1 protein-coding gene is annotated in these 315 nt (G+C 61.0%); it reads left to right on the top strand.

From position 1 onward, the window contains the following. On the top strand, positions 1–315 hold a 315-nt coding region (locus SB753_RS35985; RefSeq protein ID WP_410804869.1), incomplete at both ends, for an isocitrate lyase/phosphoenolpyruvate mutase family protein.

Here is a 315-nt window from a genome sequence, read left to right as displayed (position 1 = left end):
CTCGCGATCTCCGCGCAATACGGCGTGCGCGACAACAACGAAGCGAGCTGGACGCAAGTTGTCGATACGCTCGAATTCATGGCTGACGCGAGCGATCTGCCTATTCTGCTCGACGGCGACACCGGCTACGGCAACTTCAACAATGTGCGCCGCCTCGTGCGCAAGCTGGAGCAGCGCGGTATTGCGGGCGTCTGCATCGAAGACAAGGTGTTCCCGAAGACGAACAGCTTCATCAAGGGCGAAGCGCAGCCGCTCGCCGATATCGACGAGTTCTGCGGCAAGATCAAGGCGGGCAAGGACTCCCAGACGGACGAG

It is taken from the genome of Paraburkholderia sp. SIMBA_053 (assembly GCF_046534895.1).
GTDB classification, from domain to species: domain Bacteria; phylum Pseudomonadota; class Gammaproteobacteria; order Burkholderiales; family Burkholderiaceae; genus Paraburkholderia; species Paraburkholderia caledonica.
The sequence above is the reverse complement of the archived record's forward strand: the minus strand, read 5'-3'. Positions and strand labels throughout refer to the sequence as shown.